The organism is Campylobacter sp. US50a (genome assembly GCF_004379015.1).
Lineage (GTDB): Bacteria > Campylobacterota > Campylobacteria > Campylobacterales > Campylobacteraceae > Campylobacter_D > Campylobacter_D jejuni.
The window spans coordinates 1-2,797 of the sequence record NZ_RYYJ01000029.1; the positions used below are offsets into that span (position 1 = coordinate 1).

Annotated in this window: 3 protein-coding genes and 1 pseudogene; all 4 read right to left on the reverse strand. The window is 25.9% G+C overall.

The genetic code is table 11. The features are described from left to right. A pseudogene (locus ELQ11_RS09365) lies at positions 1 to 1,245 on the reverse strand (hypothetical protein); the annotation flags it as partial. A gap of 26 nt (positions 1,246 to 1,271) precedes the next feature. Next, on the reverse strand, positions 1,272 to 1,424 hold the full coding sequence (locus ELQ11_RS10170) for a hypothetical protein (RefSeq protein WP_193552389.1): 153 nt from the start codon (positions 1,422 to 1,424) through the stop codon (positions 1,272 to 1,274). A gap of 33 nt (positions 1,425 to 1,457) precedes the next feature. Next, a complete protein-coding gene (locus tag ELQ11_RS09375) occupies positions 1,458 to 2,282 on the reverse strand; it encodes a hypothetical protein (protein ID WP_044780729.1) in 825 nt (274 codons plus the stop codon). Between the two features lie 83 nt (positions 2,283 to 2,365). Beyond that, positions 2,366 to 2,797, reverse strand: a 432-nt coding sequence (locus ELQ11_RS09380) for a hypothetical protein (protein ID WP_208359342.1), incomplete at its 5' end; no start/stop codon positions are given.

The window sequence follows — 2,797 nt, forward strand, 5'->3', positions numbered from 1 at the left end:
TTGAATGCTTTCATCATCATAGTAAAAATAAGCCTTTCCACTTTTGCTTTTATCTTTTTCATCTTGGTAAAAATAATGTGCAATTTGTTTTTTACTTCTTTTTTGATTGTCTGCCTTAGCAGTGCCACTTCTTGCCATGTAAGAATTAATCAATTCATTTTCTTTGTAATGATAGACATTAAATCCATCATAAACTAAATGATCTTTAGCTTTAAATTTAAGTATAAGTCCAACTTTGTGATGGGTATAATTATTAAATATTCTTTTAGCATTTTGTAAAGGAGTAGTAAAATAAGCTTTGCTTTCATCAAGCTTTACTTTAAAGCTATAACAATCACTAAAATACTTTTCTTTATCAAATCTTATCTTACCCTTTTCATCACTGCGTCTTTTTAGATTAACTACTCTTAAGGATTTATCATGTTTAAAACCTTTGATAATGATTTTAGCATTAGCAATGGGTTTATTGTGTTCATCTTTTAAATATAAAGTGATAAAGCAAGGTTCTTTGGGGTTTGATGAAGAGTTGCTTGAGTTATTTTGTTCGTTTTGACTAAAGAAAGCAGAATGCTTTGAATGGGTTTTGGAGTTATCATCTTGTAAATATAACACACCAGATGGCAAGATATTATTATCATAATATTTTTTAAATGAAGGAAAAAAGGGAATTGGAGATTCAAAAGATTGTTTTTGAAGTATTTGAAATACTCTTTTATAAATAACCATAGGTGTAATTTTTTCTTGATCAATAAATTTAATATTAACAGTTCTACCTATTTTTAATGGATCTAATTCGTATTCTAAATAAAGATTTATATATTTTGCAAATCCATCATTACTTTCAAAATCAAAATTATCATCGAGTGGATAAAGCTTTAGATTAGAAATATATTCGGCTTTGTAAGTTTTAGCATTAATATGAAATTTAACATTTTTATTGAAAGCTATTTTTGTGCTTCCAAAAGTAAAAGATCTTTTAGCATAATCACTTGAGTTTATATCTAAGTAGTAGTGGCTTCTTTTACACGCTCTATTATCTTCGATATATTCTCCATCTCTATTAATAAATGGATTTACGCCTCCATACATCTTAGTTTCTACTATATCGTCTAGTTCTAAAATATACATCTCTTCTTCTATTTTATCTTTAAATTTTTCAAGTTCTTTTTTACTAAATTCGCAATCAAAAAATTTTTGAAATACTCTAAAATCTGCAGCACTAGTATATTTATCCACATATTTCATATAATCAAGTGCCGAAGCTTGTATGATTATTTCTTTTCATCTCTTACTTTATAATCTTTAGCGATAAGCACACGATTATCTTTTTTAGCTAAATTACTTGGTGGCGTGCTTTCTCCCCAAAGATAATAAGATAAAATTTCTATTCCATAATCACCTTTTAAATTTAATAAAAAACCCATTTTATTTTTCCTGCCATACTTAAAATTTCAGTTTTATTCATTAACCCATATAAAATTATCATTTTCGCGTATTTCTACTTCACCACAATTTGTAATAGGATAATACTCGTATCTAAAATAATTATCATTTTTCCACCTTTCCAAAACATCTTTATTGAATTTCTCTTTAGAGTGTTTATAGCCTATAAGATACATTTTAACTAATAAGCCATAATCATAATCACCAAATCTTGAAGGTGTAACAAAATATTCATAACCACCTATTGCTATAAATTTAACATCATAGTGAATAAGATAAATTCTTTCCCGATAATCAAAAAGTAAAGAATATTTGAGTTTTATATTGCTTAACTTTTGCGTTTTATCAAAATCCCCTATTAAAATTTTTTCTTCTTCAAATGGTTTTACAATGTTAAAACCCTGCATTATTTTTTGCATATTTTCTTCTTCAGTTTTATTAAAATCAATTTGTTTTATGATATCGTTGATATCAAATTGCTTTCCATTACTAAAAAATTGACAATCTGTATCTTCAAAATGACATTTAGTACCAAGATATTGCCACTCTTCTTGAGCTACATTGTAATATCTTTTACTATGTGCATAATCATAAAGCTTTTTAAGCAAATCTTTAGCAGCTCTTTCAAATACTTCATTTCTATCCAGTTTTTTACCTTCTTTTATACAATACCAATTTTGATTAAGTGTTGCATTGGAGCGTAAAATCACTTTTGCATAACCATTTTTAAATTCAGTATAAAAAAGTATATTATATCCTATAAATCCGATAAACAATATAGCTATAATCCAAGCTAATTTTTTTAATTTTGTGTCAAATAAAAACTGAAGTTTTTTCATTTATACTCCTAAATAAATTTGCAAATCCTTTTCTGTTTCGTTTAATTTTTTTCTAGGTAATTCTTCTTTTTGCAATTCTTCGTTCATTGTTTACACTCTTTTAGTTTGGATTGTATGGATTTAAGTTTATTGGTTTGTTTTTGACCGAGTCTGAGTTTTGGATAATTATTGTTTATATTTTCTATTTTCATTTTAAGATAATCATCTTTATAGGCAATAAATTTAATTTTTGAATTTATAAGATTGATATATCTATCAACTGCAATATTAATTTTTTCTATGCCATTTAGAATTACTATGGTTTTGGGATTATTTAAATCACAAATAGGAGCTACTGAAAGTTCTCTTAGGTACATATTATTAGCAAACGCACTATCTAAGCCAATCAATAGATTAATATATGTTACAATTTCTATTATTTCAAAATCATTATCATTTTTTTGCAAAAAATCCTCTTCTAAACGAGTATTTAGAAAAAATAAAAAATCTTCAAGTGCATCAAATCTTTCCTTGTC